Annotated in this window: 18 protein-coding genes and 1 tRNA gene; 9 read left to right on the plus strand and 10 right to left on the minus strand. The window is 68.4% G+C overall.

What is annotated here, in order from left to right; genetic code table 11:
• The first annotated feature begins 33 nt into the window (after positions 1-33).
• Positions 34-1,536, plus strand: a complete 1,503-nt coding sequence (locus OG963_RS05905; RefSeq protein WP_371798601.1) for a carboxylesterase/lipase family protein — start codon at positions 34-36, stop codon at positions 1,534-1,536.
• A 372-nt stretch (positions 1,537-1,908) separates the two neighbouring features.
• Here the strand turns inward: OG963_RS05905 and OG963_RS05910 are convergent, their stop codons facing one another.
• Positions 1,909-2,478 (minus strand): hypothetical protein, encoded by a 570-nt coding sequence (locus OG963_RS05910; RefSeq protein WP_093770682.1) that lies wholly within the window; start codon positions 2,476-2,478, stop codon positions 1,909-1,911.
• An 822-nt stretch (positions 2,479-3,300) separates the two neighbouring features.
• Positions 3,301-3,377: transfer RNA gene (locus OG963_RS05915), tRNA-Trp, on the minus strand.
• A gap of 324 nt (positions 3,378-3,701) precedes the next feature.
• On the opposite strand from OG963_RS05915, the gene OG963_RS05920 reads away from it, so the two are divergent.
• Positions 3,702-4,661 (plus strand): alpha/beta fold hydrolase, encoded by a 960-nt coding sequence (locus tag OG963_RS05920; RefSeq protein ID WP_093770680.1) that lies wholly within the window; start codon positions 3,702-3,704, stop codon positions 4,659-4,661.
• 238 nt (positions 4,662-4,899) lie between these two features.
• On the opposite strand, the gene OG963_RS05925 is transcribed toward OG963_RS05920, so the two are convergent.
• Complete coding sequence (locus OG963_RS05925) at positions 4,900-6,684, minus strand: MOSC and FAD-binding oxidoreductase domain-containing protein (RefSeq protein ID WP_093770678.1); 1,785 nt, start codon at positions 6,682-6,684, stop codon at positions 4,900-4,902.
• 451 nt (positions 6,685-7,135) lie between these two features.
• Between OG963_RS05925 and OG963_RS05930 the strand changes: the two genes are divergently transcribed.
• Positions 7,136-7,861, plus strand: coding sequence for a nucleotidyltransferase domain-containing protein (locus OG963_RS05930; protein WP_371798602.1), 726 nt, complete (start codon positions 7,136-7,138; stop codon positions 7,859-7,861).
• Between the two features lie 705 nt (positions 7,862-8,566).
• On the opposite strand, the gene OG963_RS05935 is transcribed toward OG963_RS05930, so the two are convergent.
• From OG963_RS05935 to OG963_RS05960, 6 genes are all read right to left on the minus strand, one after another.
• Positions 8,567-9,022, minus strand: a complete 456-nt coding sequence (locus OG963_RS05935; RefSeq protein WP_371798603.1) for a MarR family transcriptional regulator — start codon at positions 9,020-9,022, stop codon at positions 8,567-8,569.
• Positions 9,019-9,513 (minus strand): MarR family winged helix-turn-helix transcriptional regulator, encoded by a 495-nt coding sequence (locus OG963_RS05940; protein WP_030933440.1) that lies wholly within the window; start codon positions 9,511-9,513, stop codon positions 9,019-9,021. The genes OG963_RS05935 and OG963_RS05940 overlap by 4 nt, the downstream gene beginning before the upstream one ends.
• A 129-nt stretch (positions 9,514-9,642) precedes the next feature.
• On the minus strand, positions 9,643-10,350 hold the full coding sequence (locus tag OG963_RS05945) for a hypothetical protein (protein WP_371798604.1): 708 nt from the start codon (positions 10,348-10,350) through the stop codon (positions 9,643-9,645).
• Positions 10,351-10,985: 635 nt separating this feature from the next.
• A complete protein-coding gene (locus OG963_RS05950; protein WP_371798605.1) occupies positions 10,986-11,513 on the minus strand; it encodes an SMI1/KNR4 family protein in 528 nt (175 codons plus the stop codon).
• 69 nt (positions 11,514-11,582) lie between these two features.
• Positions 11,583-12,242: a response regulator transcription factor gene (locus tag OG963_RS05955; RefSeq protein WP_030933449.1), complete on the minus strand. Its 660-nt coding sequence runs from the start codon at positions 12,240-12,242 to the stop codon at positions 11,583-11,585.
• 2 nt (positions 12,243-12,244) lie between these two features.
• Positions 12,245-13,192, minus strand: a complete 948-nt coding sequence (locus tag OG963_RS05960; RefSeq protein ID WP_371798606.1) for a HAMP domain-containing sensor histidine kinase — start codon at positions 13,190-13,192, stop codon at positions 12,245-12,247.
• Between the two features lie 271 nt (positions 13,193-13,463).
• Here OG963_RS05960 and OG963_RS05965 point away from each other — a divergent pair, with 271 nt between their 5' ends.
• The 4 genes from OG963_RS05965 (at position 13,464) to OG963_RS05980 (ending at position 17,569) form a co-directional block, all read left to right on the plus strand.
• Positions 13,464-13,748 (plus strand): hypothetical protein, encoded by a 285-nt coding sequence (locus tag OG963_RS05965; protein WP_143019960.1) that lies wholly within the window; start codon positions 13,464-13,466, stop codon positions 13,746-13,748.
• A gap of 138 nt (positions 13,749-13,886) precedes the next feature.
• Positions 13,887-15,194: a cation:proton antiporter gene (locus OG963_RS05970; RefSeq protein ID WP_093770666.1), complete on the plus strand. Its 1,308-nt coding sequence runs from the start codon at positions 13,887-13,889 to the stop codon at positions 15,192-15,194.
• Between the two features lie 363 nt (positions 15,195-15,557).
• Positions 15,558-16,982: an MFS transporter gene (locus OG963_RS05975; RefSeq protein ID WP_093929064.1), complete on the plus strand. Its 1,425-nt coding sequence runs from the start codon at positions 15,558-15,560 to the stop codon at positions 16,980-16,982.
• A 380-nt stretch (positions 16,983-17,362) separates the two neighbouring features.
• Positions 17,363-17,569: a DUF5988 family protein gene (locus OG963_RS05980; protein WP_030933460.1), complete on the plus strand. Its 207-nt coding sequence runs from the start codon at positions 17,363-17,365 to the stop codon at positions 17,567-17,569.
• A gap of 54 nt (positions 17,570-17,623) precedes the next feature.
• Here OG963_RS05980 and OG963_RS05985 read toward each other — a convergent pair whose 3' ends face one another.
• Positions 17,624-18,064, minus strand: coding sequence for a protein phosphatase (locus OG963_RS05985; RefSeq protein WP_093770662.1), 441 nt, complete (start codon positions 18,062-18,064; stop codon positions 17,624-17,626).
• Positions 18,065-18,396: 332 nt separating this feature from the next.
• Between OG963_RS05985 and OG963_RS05990 the strand changes: the two genes are divergently transcribed.
• Both OG963_RS05990 and OG963_RS05995 read left to right on the plus strand, forming a co-directional pair.
• Positions 18,397-18,798, plus strand: coding sequence for a YciI family protein (locus tag OG963_RS05990; protein ID WP_093770660.1), 402 nt, complete (start codon positions 18,397-18,399; stop codon positions 18,796-18,798).
• On the plus strand, positions 18,795-20,030 hold the full coding sequence (locus OG963_RS05995) for a DUF6596 domain-containing protein (RefSeq protein WP_362275674.1): 1,236 nt from the start codon (positions 18,795-18,797) through the stop codon (positions 20,028-20,030). Before OG963_RS05990 ends, OG963_RS05995 begins: the two co-directional genes overlap by 4 nt.
• The last annotated feature ends 220 nt before the right edge of the window (positions 20,031-20,250 follow it).

Consider the following 20,250-nt stretch of genomic DNA (forward strand, 5'->3'; position numbering starts at 1 on the left):
GATCGGTCGGCATCATGCCGTTGAAGGAGCCCTGTGGATAAGCGCAAGACGAACGGCGGTTGGGTACAAGGCCATCGGCCTGTTCCTGATGTCATCTCCTTTCTCGGTATTCCTTACGCTGCTGCGCCGTTCGGGGGCAATCGGTTCAGGGAACCGCGTCCGGTCCAGGCATGGGAGGGTGTTCGGAAGTGCAAGGATTTCGGCCCCATCGCCCCGCAGTCGGCAAGGCTGCCCGGAGCACCCGCCTGGTCGCCCGGCGACGAGGACATTCTCACGGTCAACATCTGGGCTCCGTCATCCGACGGTGGCCCCATGCCGGTCCTCGTGTGGATCCACGGTGGCGCATACACCTTCGGGTCCTCCGCGCAGCCTGATTTCGACGGCACCGCACTGGCCCGAGCCGGTGTGATCGTGGTGACCTTCAACTACCGACTCGGCTTCGAAGGCTTCGGTCACCTTCCGCCCGGCACCGGGTCGCCGTATCCGGAGAATCGTGGCCTGCTCGACCAGATCGCCGCGCTGCGGTGGGTGCGTGACAACATCACCGCTTTCGGCGGCGATCCGGCAAACGTCACGCTGGCCGGGCAGTCTTCCGGGGCAGCCTCAGCCGCCTGTCTGATGGTGACGGAGCAGGCCCGCGGTCTGTTCCGGCGCGTGATAGCCCACAGCGTCGCGAGCCCTTGCCATTCGATCGAACTCGCTGCCGAGACCACTCGGAAGGTCACCGAGGCAGCCGGCATCCCCTGCACGGCCGATGCCTTGGTGTCCGCCGCTCCGCACACGCTGGTCGCCGCCTCCGACCGGGTCGTCGACGACTACCGGCAGGACCCTTTCTCCGGGCACCGCCACTACGACCCCGTGATATACGGTCCCGTCGTCGGAGATGGCTTCCTGACCAGCGACCCGTTGTCCGCGACGGCCGCCGGATGCGCCCGCGAGGTGGATCTGCTGGTCTGCCACACGACGCAGGAGTACCAGCTGCTCGATGCCGTCGGCAGCAGCGCGAAGGTCACCACCGACGACCAACTGGCACTTTTCGCAAAGGACTTCGACCTCCCCGACACCCTGGTGCCGGGCTACCGTGCACTGATGCCCCTTGCCCCCGTCCTCGACATCTACCTCGCGATCTTTGGTGACTTGCAATTCAGCGAGTACAGCACTCGGCTCGCCGAGCGGCACGCTCAATCCGGCGGACGGACCTTCCTGTCCCGCTTCGCCCGTCAGCGCAACGGTCCAGCAGGAGCGGTGTACGCCTGGCACTGCGCGGACGTCCCCTTCGCGTTCGGCAACCTCACTGCCAAGAGCGTCGAGTTCCTCATCAGCGGACCGCCGAGCGCCGAGGACCACCGACTGTCCCGCCGCATGCTGAACGCATGGGTCAGCTTCGCCACTACCGGCACCCCTGGCTGGCAGCCGATCAACGACTTGACCAGCAGCGTCCAGACCTGGGGCACGCCGGACGGCCCCTCCCAGTCGCGGGCCGCTGCGATCCGCGAGCTGTGGCAACGAGCCGACTTCCCACTCCTGCGGCCATGAGACGGAAACTCCCCGACTCCGAGGTGGCGCCCCGGCCAGTGCCCGCCGCAGCCCGGCCCGTCGGACAACGCGTCCGAACGAGCGATGCCGGCCGATCGGGCAGCCCACAGGAACGGTCCCCGGGAATCGAGGTCGCAGGGCTGCGGCCGACCGGGTCCGCCTTGCCGCGACACGCGGGGAACTCGATGAACGCTTACGATGACGTGGAGGGTGTATGGGAGCTCCGGGCATGCGTCATGCACGTGTGCGACCGAATGGCTTCCCCGACATCCGTGCAAACGTGCATCCACCGTGGGGTGGTACCCCCCGCGCCGGAAACCCCGGCCCGATTCCGACGGGCCGGGGTTTCCATGTGATGAGCGGGTGGAGCTGTTACCACTTGTTGCCGTAGCCGTAGTGGTCCCTGACCACGCGGAAGCTGCCCACGACGCCGTTGCGGACCTTCACGCCACCGCGGACCTGGCGGGTGAAGACACCGTTGCTCGTGCTCCAGGGGCCGACAGTCGCGACCGGGGAACCGTTGTCGCAGGTCGCCCCACGGAAGAGCTCCAGAGTCCGGTGGCTGTCGTTACGGACGTTGAAGCTCCGCGAGCCCAGCCCGCTGACCACAGTGATGCAGCCCTCCTCCGAACGGGCGGAGTAAGAGCGCTCGTTGATGAAGATCCGGCCTTCGTACTTGTAGCCGTGGCCACCACCGTAGCCACCGCCACCCCCGTAGCCGCCTCCTTCATTGCCCTTCCCGCCCACGTTCCCGCCTTCGTTCCCGCCCTCGCCACCGAGCGGAGCCGCCGCAGGAGCACCCTGCTGGACGGCAGGCGCGGCCTGCTGGACGGACGGGGCAGCCTGGGGGGAACCGGCAGCCGAGGCATAGGTGATACCAGTAGTGGCGAGGACCGCGGCGCCCACAGCGGCGGCGGTCACGGCGACGGTACGCGTCGTCATGTCATTCTCCCTTGTCTCTGAGGGTCGGCCGGGCAACCGGCCTGTAATGAACGTACTTATGGGGTCTTTACCTGTCATGTCGGATGTGACGCCAGAGGGCCAACCGAGCGAACGCGCGGCCCGACTCGCACATTTGGGCAGACCTGACACCTCGTCAAAACATATGAAAATAGGCCTATATGACGTGCGACTAGGCCTTCTGGGTGACTTCATGACACCCACTCACCCTCTCGGCAGCATGCCGCCGGATCCCAGCGGCCAAAGCCACGCGTCACCTCCTTGAACGAGCGTCACCGAGATTCACTCCTGCCGTCCTGGCCGCCGCGGAGGCCGGACCGCACCCTGCTCGCAAACCGATACGGAACCGTCGGCACCACCACGGCCCACCCCGCCGACGAATCACTCACCAGCCCGACCTGACAATGCGGCCCCGGCACGGCCGCCGGCAGGCGCCCGGCAGATCCGTAGCGCATGGGGGGGGTGACACCACACCGATGTCGTCGGGACCGTCACCGTCCGGCGACGGCCACTGACATGGCGGCATCGCGGCATGGCGGCATGCTCCAGCAGAACGGCGAAACGCCGACCTCCGTCGACCGGCCTGGCGAAAGGCTGCACGTACCCCAGCGGTCCGGAACGCGGAAGGGGAGCTGCGTACGCATCACCTGTTGGCGGATCAGCCCATGGAGGAGCCTGAAATCGAGGCCGCCGTCCCGGACACGGACCCGTTCGTGATCCGCAACGTCACTTCGGTCAGGGAGTCACCGCGGCGGTGACCCCTGGCTCCGGCTAAGGACCGTACGAGGTGGAATCCCTGATCAGTGGCAGGGGTGGCAGGAATCGAACCTGCGGCATCCGGTTTTGGAGACCGGCGCTCTGGCCATCTGAGCTACACCCCTTCGACACATGCAGCTTGCCACGCGCGGCGAACCCTGATCCACAGATTTTCGCGGCCGGTCGCGACGGCGACCGCTGCTCGACAACCAGTAGCCCGGCGCGCCCGATCCGTGCCGCTGCTCGCTGCCGACGCTCCGAAGCCCGGGCTTACGCCCGGTTCCGGCCGACTCCCACCTCCACGTGTGGTCAAGGGAGCTGACTGCGACTCACCCTCTTCACTCCGCTGCCCCGCCCTCCTCACCCGGTTGGACGGCGCGGCCGGGCTCAACAGCACGGATACGTGAACGCTGAGGTGCTCCAGGCACCTCAAGGGAAGCGAGAACGGCATGACCCCATTGGCGATCTTCGGCCCACGGCATCGAATACTGCGTGCACACGTCACCGTGGCCGGATGTGCCCTTGCCCTGTGCATGGCCTCGGCGGCCCCCGCGGATGGCGACACTTCGGGTGCGAAACCCACCGTGGTCCTGGTGCACGGGGCGTTCGTGGACGGCTCCAGCTGGGACGGGGTCATCGCGCGGCTCGAGCGCAGCGGATACACCGTCATCGCGCCCGCCAACCCACTGCGCGGCCTGTACCACGACTCCACCCATATCGCCTCGGTACTGGACAGCATCAAGGGCCCGGTCGTGCTGGTGGGTCATTCCTACGGGGGCGCCGTGATCAGCTCCGCCGCGGCCGACAAACCCCAGGTGACGTCGTTGGTGTATGTGTCGGCCCTGATGCCCGATGTGGGCGAGAGCGGCATGTCCCTGGCCGCGCGGTTCCCCAGCGGACTGGGCACCGCCACCAGGTCCGTCCCGTACCGGGAGAACGGCCGGAGCGGGACCGACCTGTACCTCAAGCACGACAAGATCCACCAGGTCTTCGCAGCCGACCTGCCGGGGAGCGAGGTCAATCTGCTGGGGGTCACCCAGCGACCTGTCGCCACGACTGCCTTCTCCGAGAAGGCCAAGGTCGCGGCGTGGAAGGCCATCCCGTCCTGGGCACTCGTCGGCCGGCAGGACAAGACCATCAACCCGGATCAGGAACGCTTCCAGGCGAAACGCGCCGGTGCGCACACGGTGGAGATCAACTCCTCGCATGTGTCCTTGATCGCCCACCCCGAGGCGGTCACCAACCTGATCCTGAAGGCGGCTGCGGGTTCCTCCTCCGCCCAACCGTCCTTGGCGACCACCGGGTCCGTGCACGACGCCCGCGTCGAGGCCGGCATCGCCGGGGCGTCCCTGGTCGTCGGCACAGGAGCCGTCCTCCTCGGCCGCCGGCTGCGACGCCGTCTCCCCTGACGGCGGGCCGTGTCCGTGCACCACCTGACGGGCGGCTTACGGCGGCCCGAAGTCACGGAGGCGATCTCCCAGGGGCCACGGTGCCTCAGGACGTCCGGCGCGGGTGCTGGATGCCCTGCAAGCAGAAGTGCCCGGTATCGCGTGCCTGGCCGGCTCGCGCACGCCGCCTTGCAGGCATCGGCGTCACGGGACGCAGATCGCCCGCGAGGCGACGCATCCGCGGTGGCAGCAGCGAGAGTCAGAGATCGAGGATGAGATCCGTGGGTGGCTGTGAACAGCAGATGAGCGCGTTGCCCTCGGCCGGAAGGTCGATGGGGTCGGGAGAGTAGTCGACACGGCCGGAGACGACTGCGGTCTCACAGGTGTGACAGACACCGGTGCGGCACGACCACTGCACGGGGACGTCGCATGCCTCGGCGAGTTCCAGAAGTGTGCCGTAGCCGGCGTCCCATGAAACGGTCAGACCGCTGCGGGCGAATGAGACGGAGGGGCCGGTGCTCGGCCCGGGTGGATGTGCGGGCAGATGCGGGGCCGGCGCATCGGTCGGAACCACTCCGGGCGTAATCGCGGTGACCGATCCGAAGGTCTCCGTGTGGATCCGTGCAGGGTCCAGGCCGCAGTCGACGAGTGCTTTCGTCATGTCGTCCATGAACGCCACCGGACCACAGACGTAGGCGTTCGCGTCCGGGGGGAACGCAAGGTCCTCGAGCAGCTGAGCGGTGAGCCGGCCGGTGGAGGTGTAGTCGTCGCCGGGACGGTCGTCGTCGCGCGGGCGGCTGTACGAGACATGCCGTCGACCGGACGGAAGGCTGGACAGCAGGGTGCGTGCTTCGTGGGCGAAAGGATGCTCCGTGCCGTCCCGTGCTCCGTGGACCCACCACACCGGGCGGGGATCGAGGCTGTCGGCCAGTGCATGGAGCATGGCGAGCACCGGCGTGGCCCCGACGCCGGCGGAGACCAGCACAATGGGTGCCTCGTCCTCGGCGAGGGTGAATGTGCCTCGTGGGGCAGCCACATCCAGGACGTCGTCGACCGCCACGTGTCGATGCAAGTAACTGCTGGCCAGGCCATGGGGTTCCTGTTTGACGCTGATCCGGTACTGCGCGTCTCCGGGGCGACCGGACAGGGAATAGCTGCGAATGACCGGCCCGCTCTGCGGATCGGGGCGCATCCGGACTGTGACGAACTGGCCGGGCAGCGGCACGGGAAGCGGACTGCCGTCGGTCGCCGCGAGGGAGAGCGAGAAGATGCTCGTGCTCTCCCGAGCGATGTCCGTGACCACCAGGGGACGGAAGCCCGGCCAGGCCGGCGGCGGGCTGGTCGCGGCGGACGTCAGGCCCGTATTGCCTCCCGTACCGCCTGTCGACCAGCCTTTCGAGTCGTAGTCGTCCAGAAGCGACTGCATGGACGTCTTCCAGCCGGGGCTGAGCGCGGGAATGCGGAGCGCCCGTTCCACCTGGGAACGCGAGCGCCCAGGTTTGTAGAGGACGGCGTCGATCTCCGCGACGGTCATGGCTTCCGGCCCCGTGGAGACTTTGACGATCTCGTCTCCGGCCTGGACGGTTCCCTCGGCCAGCACCTTGAAGTAGAAACCTGGGCGTCCATGGGCGACCAGCAGGGCGGGCATCTGCGGTTCGTCCATGCGAAGGCCCACGCGGTAGCACGTCACCCGGGGCTGCGTCACTTCGAACAGCGCATCGCCGATGCGGTACCGGTCGCCGATGCAGACTTCGTCGTCAGGCAGGCCGTCCACGGTGAAGTTCTCACCGAACTGGCCATGAGTGAAATCGTCGCGGTGCAGGTGCTTCCGCCAGTGCCGATAGGAGTCCACCTGGTACACCAGCACTGCCCGGTTCGGACCGCCGTGACCGGCGAGGTCACCCTGGCCGTCTCCGTCGATGTTCAGTTTCCTGACCATCCGCGGCCCCGTGACCGGCTGCTTCCACACACCCGTATGCGTCACTCGGCCCTTCCACGGAACATCCCGGGGCATCCCGACATTCACGGCGATGAGCGTGGCCATCGGTGCATCTCCCTGGTCGAGCGGACCATCCCCACCGAGCCCACGCTAATACGCGGACTTTCGATGGTGAGTCAGGACACGTGAGGCAACGCCATGCGCTCAGGTCCTTTTGGCCGCCAGGCATCCGTGGTGGCGGTGAAGCCCGGTTTCGCTCTCAGGAGCCGGTGGCCGCAGGGGGTCTCACTCGGCTGGAAGTCAGGGTGGAACTCTCCGCCCCACGTATCCGCGGCGGAGACCTGACCCTTACTCGTCGTCTCCTGCGAGGGGACAGATGCGCCCACGTGTCGTAGTCACCCGGGGAAGTCCGCCGGTGCGGAACAAACATGATGCGCAGTCGGCAGGCACGGGCGGCTGCCAGGACTTGGCGCATGTGATCGAGGAGACGTCGAGCCGATCGGGACACGCCATCGCCATGGTGGAAGGGCCCCTCCGGCTGGCACGATGACGACCCATGAATGATCAAGCCACCCCGGTCGCCCGAGCTCTCCGCCTGATCACGAACCGATACCCGCACGCGCTGGGGGCCGTACTCGGCGGCTCAGCCGCCCGAGGCCGCGCAACTCCGACCAGCGATCTGGATGTGGCGGTCCTCCTTCCGGACTCGGACATCAGCCGCCGTGAAGTGATACGCCACGACGGCCGCTTGGCCGAGCTGTTCCTGCACACCCTCGCGGACGTGCCTGCGGCCTTCGAGCGGGACAGGACCAACCGCCGGGGGACAGTCTTCTTCATCTATGACCAGGGCGTGTCCCTGATGGATCCTCACGGCCATGTGTCCCGTACACAGGGACAGGCCCGAGCGGTTCTCGCGGCCGGCCCTCCGGCGCTCACCCCCACCGAGTGGGAGCGAGGCCGCTATGTCCTCACCTGCTTCATGGACGATCTGATCGACATCCGGCCGGCCGACCGGTACGAGCAGCTGTCCCTTGCCGATTTCACTCTCCGTGAGGCGGCGCACCTTCTCACCGCGTACCACCATGCCTGGACCGGCATCGGCAAGTGGCTGCCCCGCAGACTGCTCGGCGCAGATCCGGCCCTGGGCAGAGCTCTGCTGGATGGCCATCGGACCGTGGCCGAACACAGCAACCCAGCGCCGTTGGCAGCGGCGGCCGCGCAGGTGCTCAACCTGCTCGGCGGTCCGCTGCGGGACGGGTACACCCAGCACGGGTGGGCTTGAACGCTGTCCCAGTTGCGGTGGCGTGTACGTAGTCGTGTGCCGCGATCACGGGTCTCCTGCCGGGAGCCGGCCCGTCGAGCTGTCGATGGCTCGGGCGTCCGGAGCGAGGCGGGGAAATCCGTGATCGATACCGAGAGGGACTTCGGACTGCTCAGCCCAAGTCCAGTGCCTGCGACGCCGCGGCGGCCGGGCTCGACCTCAGCACGTGGAACCGGCGCAAGTTCAGAGGACTGCGACGAGGGCGCATGAACGTCTCATGACGCCGCTGCTGGAGCGAACCGATCGGGCGGGCATCGATGCGCAGGGTCGAGCGCCCGTCAGCCGTCCGCGGCTTACCCGTTCAGCTCAAGTACCGGCCCTGTCAGCGCCGCTCCTACGGGCCGCCAGGGCAGCGTGGAGATGGAGCCCGTCCGGGAGCGCTTCGCACGTCGACCGGACGGGCCGCCACATCCGGGCTGCAGGGGTCAGATCCCGCGCAGCACGTCCGGCATCTGCCGGAGAAGCCGTAGTCAGCACCGGAGATGCGCTCGTACCTCACAGTGGAGAAGACCCTCGCGTGACCTCGTCCATCACGCTTCGGCACGTCGCCCTCCGTGCGAGCAGTTCGCCCTCGCCGACCGGCCGGCGCGGCCGCGGACAGGGCGCCGCCTGCCGCGACCGACGGCCGGCTACTTCACCGATCGGCTCGGTCGCGTGGTCGGACGGTCAGGCGGCCAGTGCCGCAAGCTCCGCGTTGGCACGCGCGGCGACCAGGGCGAGGACCCGGCCCGCGGCGGTCAGGTCCTCGTCGGGTATCCCGCCCCAGATGCGGGCGGTGATGGGTGCGGCCTCCGCGCCGACGGCTGCGATCAGCTCGCGCCCCGCATCCGTTGGGCGAAGGTGCGCACCGTCCGCGACGAGCAGCTGCTTGGCCAGTAGCTCGTCGAGAGTGGCGCGGATGTCGCTCGGATCAGCCTTGAGGGAGCCCCGGACCTCGGTGACGAGATCGTTCGGCGTCCGCGGCGCATCGGCGGTGACGGCGGCGCGCAGGGCGATCTGCTGCTGGAACGTGGCGCCGTGCCGGGCAAGGACGTGCTCCAGGACGCCGCGGGCGGCGTAGTGGGCCAGGCCGAGGGCGCGGGCGTCGGCTATGGGTGCGGTGGTGGATGCGGTAGTGGTCATGGTGTTGTCCCCTGAGTGCTCTCGTCGTTCGGTACGGATGGAGCGAGAGGTGCGCCGAGCAGGGTTGTCAACTCGTCGGTGAACGCGCGCGTCCGCGGGGCGTCGAGGCCGCCGAGCGGCTCCAACAACTGCTGAAGCAGTTCCTGGACCACCGCGATGGCCTGCCGTGTGACCGCCTGGCCCTGCTCGGTGAGGGCGAGCTGTACGGCGCGCGGGTCGCGGGGATCGCGGGTGCGCTCGATCAGGCCGGCCGACTCCAGGGCGCGCGCCAGCTTCGAGACGTACAGCGCCTCCAGGCCGGTGTGGTCGGCGAGTCGGCGCTGACTGGGGCGCTCGCCCGCGCGCTGCATGCCGTACAGCGACGCGACCAGTGAGTACTGCGCGTGGGTGAGGCCCAGCGGAGCCACCGCGCGATCGACCGCGACGCGCCATTTGTTGGCGAGCCGCCACACCAAGAAGCCGGGCGTGGGGCCCGGTGAACCCTTGCTCATGTCAAATAAAGTACATGGCTACTATGTCCATGGCTACTATTTTCTCCGATTCCAACGGAGGGCGTCCGCACGCCGGAAACCCCGGCCCGATTCCGACGGGCCGGGGTTTCATGTGAAGCGGTGGCGCGGTCACCAACCGCCGTGGTCGCCGATCACCCGGAAGCTGCCCACGACGCCGTCGTTGAGGAACAGACCCCCCTGAACAGTGGGCGTCACGACGCCATGAGTGCTGCCGTAGGGGCCGACGGTTGCGACAGGAGAACCGTTGTCGCAGGTGGACCCACGATAGACCTCGACGACCTTCCGACTGTCGTTGCTGATGCTGAAGCTCGAGGAGCCCAGTCCGCTGGCCGCGGTGATGCACCCTTCCGCAGCTGCGGAGTACGTCCGGTCGTTGAACTGGATCCTTCCCTCATCCCTTCCGCCGTAGCCGCCGTCACCGCCACCGCCATAACCACCACCGTCACCGCCACCCCCGTAACCGCCGTCACCGCCACCCCCGTAGCCGCCATCACCGCCACCCCCGTAACCGTCACCGTCACCGCCACCGCCATAACCACCGCCACCGCCATAACCACCGCCGTCACCGCCACGACCCTCACCCCCGTTGCTCTTGCTGCTGTTTTCACCCGGGGGAGCCGCAGCCGGGGGCGCCGGCTTGACGGAGGGCGCAGCTTTCTTCGCGGGTGGCGCCGCCTTCTGCGCAGGCGGACTGGCCTCATGGGCGGACGAGGCGGTGTGGGGGGATTCGTCGTTCGAGGCGTAGGTGATGCCGGTGATGGCAAGCACCGCGGCGCCCACTGCAGCGGCGGTCACGGCGACGGTACGCGTGGTCATGTCACTTCTCCCTGTCTCAGAGATGCCGACCGGACAGCCGACCTGCGACGAACGTACTGACGGCTCCTATAACTGTCATATCGGGCATACCTATGGTGTGACATCAGAGGGCCGACCGGGTGTACAGGCGGCACTCATCGCCCGTGGAGCCCATACCTGACATAGCCTCAAAAAATGTCATAGTAAGTATCTCTAGCGCATCGTTAGGCTCTCCGGGCGACTCATGCCGCCCGCTCACCCTGTCGGCAGCATGTGGTTGGACCCCCGAAGGGCGCGAACGCACCCGCTCCCCTGAATGACCGTCATCGACGACCGCTCGCTCACCTCGGATGGAGCGGCTGCCGAGCTCACCTCTGCGCCTCCGACTGTTCACACCACACGTTCGCAACGAGGCGGCCTCGGCCCGGATGCAGGCTGTGGGCCTGCCCCGGCCCGGCGGGCCCCGGAGGTCATCCCGCTTCTGTCGCCGGCCTCGGCCCGCGTATCGGGAGGAGCGCCGCCGAAATCCAGCGGCCGTCGAGCTGCTGATCGACACCGGCCGACGTCCCGATCGACTCTGCCGTCGGTGCAGAGCAGGTGTCCACCGTGCAGTTCGCCGCACGGCAATCGTGACCGTCCAGGGAGGGACTGCCGGCTCAGCGGCAGAGCTCCATGATGATGTCGTCGAAGTCGGGGAACTCCTCGGCCGCCAGCTCGATCACTGCGGCCGCTGACCGGCACCGACCAGGCGCGAACCGCTCCGCGATGGCCGCCAGCTCCTGGCTGGGGCGTGGCACCCGGTCGCGCGCGTACGGGGTGGCTGCTTCCCAAGGGCCGAGGCCGTCGGCCAGCAACCAGAGGAAGTCGCCAAGGTCGCGCGCGACGACGCCGGTCTCCCCCTCGGATCCGAGGAAGACGACGGGCTGGTCGACCAGGGCCCGGTTCGGGCGGACGAGCCAGAACGCCGCGAACCCGCCGGAGCCGTCCCGCCCGAACACCCGGAAGTCGTCCCCGTTCAGCTCTCCATCACCGGTCCAGGCCCGGAACCAGTCCGTTGTCTCCTCGGTCGGCAGGAAAGCCGCGAAGGGCTCGAAGTCGACTCCGTCGCCGCCCGCGTAGTCGAACGGAACCGCCATCGCCAGGGCGAGCGCGGCAGGAAACTGTCGATCAGCAGTGGGAGTCATGGGCACACGCTAGCGACCGGTGCGCGCCCAGCAGCTGGTCGGCGGCCTACGGTAGGGAAGGCCCCCGGGTCACGGTTCGATCAGTCCAACTCGGATTGCGTACCGGGTGAGCTCCAGCCGGTCCTTCATACCTAGTTTCTCCAGCAGGTTGGCGCGGTGACGTTCGACGGTCTTGACGCTGATGACGAGGATGTCGGCGATCTCCTGGGAGGTGTGACCCTCGGCGACGAGCTTGAGGATTTCTTCTTCCCGGTCGGTGATGGCCTTGGCGGGGATGGCACCGCCTTCACGGGCACGGTCGAGGTAGTTGCGGATGAGGGCGTTGACGGCGCCGGGGTAGAGGAACGGTTCGCCGCGCATGGTGGCGCGGCAGGCTTCGACGAGGTCGCGGTCGGCCACGGATTTCAGGACGTAGCCGGAGGCACCGGCGGCCAGGGCTTCGAAGAAGTACTGCTCGTTGTCGTACATGGTCAGTATGAGGAGGCGCAGGCCGGGCTGGGTGCGGGCGAGTTCGCGTGCGGCTTGCAGGCCCGTCAGGCGGGGCATGGCGATATCGAGGATGGCCAGGTCGGGCTGGTGGATGCGGGCCGCTTCGACGGCTTCGGCGCCGTCGCCGGCTTCGGCCACGACGGTGAGGTCGGGTTCATTGTCGAGGATGAGGCGGACTCCACGGCGGACCAGCGCGTGATCGTCGGCGAGAAGGATGCGGGTTTCGGTCGCCTCGGGCATGGTCAGTGGCTCCGTCGGGAGGTGGGCACGGTCAGGCGTACTTCGGTGCCCCCGTCGCGGGCGGCATCGAGGGAGAGGTCGGCGCCGATGAGCAGGGCGCGTTCGCGCATGCCGCTGATGCCGGCCCCTTCGGGGGCGCCGTTGATGCCACGGCCGTCGTCGCGGACGCGCAGCTCCACACCCGCGGGGGTGCGCCTGACGGTGAGCTCGACACGGCGGGCGCCGGCATGGCGGGCGGCGTTGGTCAGGCTCTCCTGGGCGACTCGGTAGAGCACGAGCTCGGTGTCCCGGCTCAGCGGTGGCAGGTCGGCGTCGATCTGGTGGCGTACGGTCAGAACGGATCCGGTGAACTCGTTGGCCAGGGCTTTCAGGGCGCTGGTCAGACCGAGCTCTTCCAGGACGCCGGGGCGCAGGCGGCGGGCGATACGGCGGATTTCGTCGAGGCTGGCGCGGGTGGTCTCTTGTACCTGATGGAGTTCTTCCCGTACCGCGGGTGGGACGTGATCGGCGACGCGTTTGAGCTCGAGCAGAACAGCGGTGAGCGTCTGACCGATCTCGTCGTGAAGTTCCTGGGCGATGCGGTGACGTTCGGCTTCCTGTGCGGACAGGGCACGGCCCGCGCTGGCGGCACGCTCGGTCTCCAGGCGGTCGAGCATGGTGTTGAACGTCGTGATCAGTTCTGCGACCTCGCCGTGACCTCCGACGGCCGGACGCGTTCCCGGTCGAAGCAGATCGGTGGTGGTCATGGCGCGGGTGAGGCGTTGCAGCGGGGCGAGGCCGATGCGCAGCAGCAGACCATTGGCGAGGAGCATCGCGGCCAGTCCCCCGGTGAGGACGGCGGCTTCGGTGAGCAGGACGGGGGTCGAGACGGTGACCGGCCCCAGCAGCAGAGCGGTGGCACCGATCAGTACCACGGCATTGAGCAGGAAGATCCGCCAGAACAAGGGCACCGAGACCGCCTCCGTCCAGTCGCCTTCCGCACCACCGATACCGGTCCGACCTCCCCACCGGCGCAGTGCCCCGGCCGGGGATCTACGCCCATCATGGTCAGCCTGGGTGCGATCTGCGCCTATGTCCATCGGTGGCAACACCCATGTGCCGGCCGGCGCAGTGGGGGTCGGCCACCTGGAGAAATGGGTGCCGGCCCCGATGGTGACGGCGGAGGGATACGTGTGACCGTGGCAGAGACCCCCTGACCTGCCGGATCCAGGAGGAGGAGCCATGGCACGTCCTGGCGACAATCTGCAGCGCCGTCCTGAGAAGCAGATGGACGGTGGGGACCTGCATGTCGTGCGCGGTACGGATACGGGGCGCGCGCGGCGGGCGCGGACAGTCCGGCGCAGACCGGCCTGGGCGTTGCTGGCCCTGTCTCTGGCGATGTTGATCACCGGCATGGTGCTGCCGCACGGCCTGCTCCTTGCGGCCGGCCTGGTCACGGCGGGAATGGCGGCGAATCTGTTCACGCCTGCGCGAGATCGCACCGAGCCCCGCCTCCGCCTGCCCTGACGCCCACCGCCACACCCGTCGGTGACAGGCGACCGCCAGACGATCACCGGTCCTCAAGAACCGTGAGCAAGGGAGGAGGTATCCGGTCCTGTCACCCTCGACACGCCAGCCCCTCCGTGCTCCCGAAGGTGGTGACCCGTGGGACATGCTGACACCCTGCTCGCCATGGGCGGCGCCTTCCTGGCCGCCGCCGTCCTGGCCCGGCTCGGCAGCCGGATCGGCCTGCCGACCATCCCGCTGTTCATGCTCGCCGGCATTCTCCTCGGCCCCCACACCCCGGGCCTGGTCCTGGTCGAGGACGCACGCGACTTCGACATGCTCTCCGCGCTCGGCCTGGTACTGCTGCTGTTCTACCTGGGCCTGGAATTCCACCTCGACGAGATCAGAAGCGGCGGCAGACGCCTGCTGACCGCCGGAGGAATCTATCTGCTGCTGAACGTCGGCGCCGGTCTGGGCTTCGGGTTCGCACTGGGCTGGGGGGCGCGGGAGGCCCTCGTACTCGCCGGCGTCCTGGGAATCTCGTCCTCCGCGATCGTCACCAAGATCCTCATCGACCTCGGTCGTATCACACGCCCGGAAACCCGTCTGATCCTGGGCGTCATCGTCGTGGAGGACATCTTTCTGGCCCTGTATCTCGCCGCTCTCCAGCCCATCATCAGCGGGGCCGAGGGCATCACGGAAGCGGTTCTGCAGGCGGCGAAGGCCTTCGGCTTCCTCCTCGTGCTGGCCGCCGCAGCCCGCTACGGTACCCGTCTGATCGGGCGCCTGATCACCGTCCGCGACAACGAACTGCTGGTCATCAGCTTCCTCGGAGCCGCAGTCCTCATCGCAGGCGTCTCCGAAGTCGTCGGGGTGGCCGACGCCATCGGCGCCTTCATGGTCGGCCTGATTCTCGCGGGAACCCCCTCCGGACCACGGATCCGCGAACTGGTGCACCCGCTGCGCGACGCCTTCGCAGCCATCTTCTTCTTCGCCTTCGGACTGGCCATCGACCCAGGAGACATCGCTTCCGTCGCCACGCCGGTCGCCGCCGCAGCAGCCCTGACCATCGTCGTCAACGTGGCCGCGGGACTGCTCGTCGCGCGCCTCTACCACCACGGCCCTCAGCCCGCCGCGCGAATCGCCACCACCCTCCTGGCACGCGGCGAGTTCGCGCTGATCCTGGCCGCCATGGCCACCAGTGCCGGCCTCGACGGCCGCCTCGCGCCATTCATCGCCGGCTATGTCCTCGTCCTTGCCGTCCTCGGCCCCGTCGTCGCCGGGCGCGCGCACCTGCTCGCCCGTGTCCTACGAGCGGCAGCCGCCTCGCCGCCCGGCCATCGAGCCCGCACCCCCTTTGCCGCAGCCCCGTCGGCGGAGCCGGTAAAGGGCGTGTCCGGCACCCGCTCCGACAGCGGCACCGGCCCGCCCGCCCCGTCCGGTGTGCCCACCGAGGCGCAGCGGTAGGGCCGGAGAACCGCCGAGCCGTTCGCCGTCACCGACGGGGCTCAGCGGGGGTGACGCCCTGGTTGGGCCGAAGAGCGATGTCGGCCGCACCGGCCATCACCCGACGCGGCGATCCCGCCTTCCATGCGCGCCGAGCGCAGCTGAAGATCACTTTCGGATCTTCTCAACTTTCCTGATATCAAAAAGAGTTGACGCACCATCAGTAATGGCGCACCGCAACGAGGGTGACTCGACCGACGTCACAGGCCATCAGCCGCCGCTTGCCACACCGAGCTCGCACTGCTAAAAAAGCCGCGACATATTTATTTAAGCCCTAAGGTAAATGAGTGGCGTCATGCGCGCCGAGGTGAAGGGACGGTGCCGATGCGACGCGCGGCATTCGGGCGGCTGGGACGTCTTGACGAAGGGCCTTCGGTCCTGAGATCCAAGGCGGGGCGCTGGTATGGGGTCCTCACCTTCACCATCGTCGTGGCCATCTCCTATGTCGACCGGGTCAACATCTCGGTGCTCATCACCGACAACGCCTTCCTGGACAGGTTCGGACTGGCGGGCGACCGGGTGGCGCAGGGGGCTCTGATGACGATCTTCCTGCTCGGCTACGGCCTTGCCGCCTTCGTGCTCACGCCGGTGTACGAGACGCTGCTCGGGGTGCGGCGGGGGCTCGTGGTGAGCGTGGCCACCTGGGCGGTGCTCACGTTCGTCTCGCCATGGATCGGCAGCCTGTTTCTGCTGCTGACTGTGCGGTGCCTGCTCGGGGCCGCGGAAGGCCCGCTCTTCTCCCTCAAGACGATGTACGTCAAGGACCGGTTCGCCGACGGCGAATTGGGCCGCCCGAACGCGGTCAGCTCGATGGGCGTCTCCCTCGGCACCGCCGTGGGGATGCCGCTGATCACCCTGCTGATCGTGCACTCCGACTGGACCACGTCCTTCCATGCCCTCGGTGCGCTCAACGCGCTCCTCGGTATCCCCCTGGTGCTGTTGTTCATCCGCCCCACGACCGCAGACGATCGCGGATCGGGTCGCGAGCGTGCGCAGGACCGGGACACGGACCGGCAGCCGGAAGACGGACCGGTTCCCTCCGATCGCCGCCCGCGTGGTTCGGGCATCATGCTGTCCACCCTGGTCCGTGCCCTCCGAACGCCGCGACTCGGTTGGATCCTGCTGATCGAGATCGCCACTCTGGCCTTCCTGTGGGGCACCGCTTCCTGGCTCCCCTCGTATCTGCTGCAGGAACGCCATTTCTCCGCGACGCAGACCGGCTGGCTCGCCGCGTTGCCGTTCACCGTCAGCCTCGGCTCGGGGCTGCTCGGTGGCCTGTTCATCGACCGGGTCCCGCAGCGGCGCCTTCCGCTGGTGCTGGTGGTCGGGAGCGTCGGGGCGGGTGCGTGCGCGACGCTCGCCGTGGCCGCAGCCTCGCCCACCGTCTCGGCGACGGCGCTGATCCTGGCCGGTGGATTCTGGGGACTGCAGGGTCCCGCCATCCCGACCCTCGTGCAGCGCCACGCCCCGGCGGGCAGCGTCGGCAGTGCCTACGGTGTGGTCAACGGCGTCGGCAACCTGGTGTCGGCATTCATGCCGACGCTCATGGGAACGGCAATCGCCACGGACAGCGGACACGGCTTCGCCGCAGGCCTGTCCCTCCTGGTGGTCACGCAGCTGATCACTCTGGTCAGTGCCGTGGTCCTGCTCCTCCGGCACCGAGGTCCGCACGCCGGCCCGGGTCGAGCCCTGCCAAGCGCCGGGCCCGCGGTTCGGTCCGCAGGACAGGCGACCAGCACTGCCGGCTGACGTCGAAGGAGGTCCGTGCGTCCGATCGTTCACGACGCACCTTCTTCGATCGCCAGGTCGACCTCGGTGGCGCCGGAACCGCTGACAGGCAAGTGCCTGCTCGCCTGTCGAGCCAGGTGCTCCGACGTTGCCCGATCGAAGTGACACGCCCTCCCGCCCCGTACGACAGGCCCGGTACGGTGCGGTGCCCGGACACCTTCTGCCGGCCCACGGCTCTGACGTGGCCGAACCCGGGCGGGCTCGACAGACATGCGGTCGACACACCACCAGCCGGCCGTCACAGCATGCCTGGTGGTGAACGGCCGTGGGAGAGAATCCCACAGCGCCCCTCCCCGGCGCGTCACGAAGAAGCCGAGCCACCCTCCGGGGAAACTCTCGTCATGACCAACGCAGCCAAGGCAGTCCTCGAGGGCGGACCCGACGATCTCCCCGAGCGGATCGTCTCCCTCAGCGCACCCGGGACCGACGTCAAGATTCCGTTCCGCGGCGGATACGAACACTTCAAGGCCACAGCACGCCACCAGGAGACCACCGAGGGCGAACTGCCTGTCTACGAGTGGTGGGAACGCACAGAGATCCCGGGCTGATCACTCGTCACAGCACAGGTCCGGCAGCGAGGGCGGCGGTCCGCATCCGTGCCCCTACGTCGCCTGTGCATCCCGGAAGCGCCGTACGAATCGTCGCTGCCAGGGAGTTTCCACCGCGCGGCGACGGTAGTGCCGGCGGACGAACGCCACCGCCTCGTCGGCCGGGACTCCGTCGAGGACAGCCATACATGCCAGTGCTGTCCCCGTCCGCCCGTATCCACCGCCACAGGCAATCTCGACGCGCTCGTTCGCCGCGCGCGTCAGAGCCTCCTCGAGGAGGCTCCGCGCCTCCTGACGGTCCGGGAGCCAGAAGTCGGGCCAGCGCAACCACCGGGCGTCCCAGGCGGTGGCCGGTGGCTGCTTGCCGAGCAGATACACGGCGAATGACGGAGTCGGCCCCGGTGGCAGTGGATGACGTAGGCCCCGACCGCGCACCAGTGTGCCGGAGGGAAACCGAATGGTCCCGCTGTCTGTCGAGCTCCAGTTCTCCGCCACGGGAGCAATCTACCGGCGGTTGACGGGCAACCGCGGTCACGGTCCGACGTTCCCTTCCGGACCGGCCGAGATGACAGGGGCTCCTGTCAGAACTCGGGGCTTCGATACGGTGACGGCGGTTCGGGGCGCGGCGTGATCGCGCCCGCCCGCGCACGCGGGAGGCAACTCCCCCACCGGTACGGATACGCCGCACCAGCTGATCGGCACACCGCCCTCGGAAGGGCCGAACCTCTCCCGCAAAAAGACTTCCGCCGTCGATGTAGAGATCTGCTTTGCCACTCCGTCCATGGGGTGAGTGCGCCAGACTGGGCGCAGCGAAGACGGGAGTCGACATGCCGAAGTTCATACTCATGGTCAACCACGACGGGGGCGTCTTCGAGGAGCCCATGGACCAGTGGGAGCCCGGCGACATCGCGGCGCACTTCAACTACTACGAGGTGCTGACCAAGGAGCTGACCGAGAGTGGGGAAATGGTCCAGTTCATGGCGCTCGCGGACCCCCGGCTGACCAAGATCGTGCGGTCGGACGGCAGTGCGGCTGCGGTGGTGACCGACGGGCCGTTCCCGGAGTCGAAGGAAGTGCTGGCCGGCTTCAACGTCTTCGACGTGGAGTCCGAGGCCCGTGTCCTTGAGATCGCGGCGCGAATCTCCGCCGTACCGGGCCCGGGCGGGGTGCCGACACAACAGCCGGTCGAGGTGCGGCAGGTGATGAGCGACAGCCAGGGCGAGCTGTGAACGATCCTCACTCCGTCGAGGACCTGTTGCGCTCGCTGACGCCGCAGGTCCTCGGTGTGCTCGTGCGGCGGATGGGCGACTTCGACGCATGCGAGGACGCCGTGCAGGAAGCCCTCATCGCCGCAGCCCGGCACTGGCCGGAGGACGGCGTACCCGGCAATCCGCGCGGCTGGCTGCTGCAGACCGCGACGCGGCGATACGTCGACCAACTACGCAGCGAGCAGGCACGGCAACGGCGTGAGGAGCGCATGGCCCAGGAACCTGCCGCAGGCAGCGTCCCCGCCGGCGACGACACGCTCATGCTCTTGTTCATGTGCTGTCATCCCGCACTCACACCCGCCTCGGCGATCGCACTGACGCTGCGGGCGGTCGGTGGCCTGGCCACCTCCGAGATCGCGGGTGCCTACCTGGTGCCGGAGGCGACCATGGCGCAGCGCATCAGCCGGGCCAAGCAGCGTGTCAAGGCATCGGGCCATGGGTTCGAGGTGCCCGAGCCGGGGGCGAAAGGCTGGGCGGCCCGGCTGCGTTCCGTCCTGCACGTGCTGTACCTGATGTTCAACGAGGGTTACGCCACCACATGTGGCCCCGCACTGCATCGCGCCGACCTGTCCGGCGAGGCCATCAGGTTGGCCAGACAGGTGCACCGGATCCTTCCGGGCGAGGCCGAGGCAACCGGGCTGTTGGCCCTGATGCTGCTGACCGAGGCCCGCCGCCCTGCCCGTACCGGCACGGACGGCGACCTGGTCCCTCTGACCGAGCAGGACCGCACCCGCTGGGACCGCCGCCTCATCGGCGAAGGCGCCGCACTGCTCGCCACCACGATCGGCGGCGGACCACCCGGCGAATACAGGCTGCAGGCCGCCATCGCAGCCGTCCACGACGACGCGGCACACGCCAAGGACACCGACTGGCCACAGATCCTCGGCCTGTACGGACTGCTCGAACACGTGGCGGGCAGCCCGGTGGTCACCCTCAACAGGGCAGTCGCGGTCGCGATGGTCGACGGCCCGGGTGCCGCACTCACACTTCTCGACGAACTCGACACCGACAACGGACCTCTCCACGGCCACCACCGTGTGCACGCCGTGCGGGCACACCTGCTCGAGATGGCAGGCGACATCCCGTCCGCAATCGTCCACTACCGTGCCGCGGCGGCCCGTACCACCAGCACTCCTGAACAGCGTTTCCTGACCGCGAAGGCCGCCCGGCTGCATCAGCACACGCGCAACTGAACGCCGATGCCCCCACCTGCCGTCATCCAGCCCTGGACCAGAAAGACCCGTGCCTGCCTCGCTCAAAACCGGGCGTCCGGCCGGCCGCACCCGTGAACGCTGGAGTCGTCGGTGCTGGACACGTTGTTCCACCTGGTGTCGGCGACAGCCGATGTGTCGAAGCCCCGGCGACCCCGGCCGGCAGACATTCAGCGGCACCACCGACTCCTACCAGGCCACT

It is taken from the genome of Streptomyces sp. NBC_01707 (assembly GCF_041438805.1).
Taxonomy (GTDB): domain Bacteria; phylum Actinomycetota; class Actinomycetes; order Streptomycetales; family Streptomycetaceae; genus Streptomyces.

Excerpts from the sequence above, each read along its gene's own strand:
- OG963_RS05930 (WP_371798602.1), top strand. The coding sequence starts at position 7,136 with ATGAATGATCAAGCCACCCCGGTCGCCCGAGCTCTCCGCCTGATCACG.
- OG963_RS05965 (WP_143019960.1), top strand. The coding sequence starts at position 13,464 with ATGGCACGTCCTGGCGACAATCTGCAGCGCCGTCCTGAGAAGCAGATG.
- OG963_RS05975 (WP_093929064.1), top strand. The coding sequence starts at position 15,558 with ATGCGACGCGCGGCATTCGGGCGGCTGGGACGTCTTGACGAAGGGCCT.
- OG963_RS05920 (WP_093770680.1), top strand. The coding sequence starts at position 3,702 with ATGACCCCATTGGCGATCTTCGGCCCACGGCATCGAATACTGCGTGCA.
- OG963_RS05940 (WP_030933440.1), bottom strand. The coding sequence starts at position 9,513 with ATGAGCAAGGGTTCACCGGGCCCCACGCCCGGCTTCTTGGTGTGGCGG.
- OG963_RS05955 (WP_030933449.1), bottom strand. The coding sequence starts at position 12,242 with ATGCCCGAGGCGACCGAAACCCGCATCCTTCTCGCCGACGATCACGCG.
- OG963_RS05935 (WP_371798603.1), bottom strand. The coding sequence starts at position 9,022 with ATGACCACTACCGCATCCACCACCGCACCCATAGCCGACGCCCGCGCC.
- OG963_RS05980 (WP_030933460.1), top strand. The coding sequence starts at position 17,363 with ATGACCAACGCAGCCAAGGCAGTCCTCGAGGGCGGACCCGACGATCTC.
- OG963_RS05925 (WP_093770678.1), bottom strand. The coding sequence starts at position 6,684 with ATGGCCACGCTCATCGCCGTGAATGTCGGGATGCCCCGGGATGTTCCG.
- OG963_RS05990 (WP_093770660.1), top strand. The coding sequence starts at position 18,397 with ATGCCGAAGTTCATACTCATGGTCAACCACGACGGGGGCGTCTTCGAG.
- OG963_RS05950 (WP_371798605.1), bottom strand. The coding sequence starts at position 11,513 with ATGACTCCCACTGCTGATCGACAGTTTCCTGCCGCGCTCGCCCTGGCG.
- OG963_RS05945 (WP_371798604.1), bottom strand. The coding sequence starts at position 10,350 with ATGACCACGCGTACCGTCGCCGTGACCGCCGCTGCAGTGGGCGCCGCG.
- OG963_RS05910 (WP_093770682.1), bottom strand. The coding sequence starts at position 2,478 with ATGACGACGCGTACCGTCGCCGTGACCGCCGCCGCTGTGGGCGCCGCG.